Origin of the sequence: Bacillus sp. SIMBA_026 (assembly GCF_046535335.1) — a bacterium.
Lineage (GTDB): Bacteria > Bacillota > Bacilli > Bacillales > Bacillaceae > Bacillus > Bacillus velezensis.
Genome location: NZ_JAWRWX010000520.1, coordinates 1 through 232, shown reverse-complemented (window position 1 = coordinate 232; position 232 = coordinate 1). Strand labels below are relative to the sequence as shown.

General features: G+C 58.2%; 1 protein-coding gene. It reads left to right on the top strand.

What is annotated here, in order from left to right; translation table 11 throughout:
* Positions 1-27 precede the first annotated feature (27 nt).
* Positions 28-232, top strand: a 205-nt coding sequence (locus SB847_RS22385; protein ID WP_410578969.1) for a hypothetical protein, incomplete at its 3' end; no start/stop codon positions are given.

Genomic DNA, 232 nt, shown 5'->3' with positions numbered 1-232 from the left:
CTTCAACGCATCGCTGGGGGGTGGTGTGTGCTCCTCGTCGAGACAGGCTGCACAGATTCGCTAGTCGCCGTGCGACGCGATGATGCCGTGACGGCCGATGAGGCCGGAGTAACGTTCGGCACGTCCGATGAAGCGCTGGCGCTTATTTATCAGATCGGCTTTGACATCTCACGGCATGCTATTGGTATGTGGCGCCCTGAACCGAAGCATATGGAGCGACTTCAGACGAGAA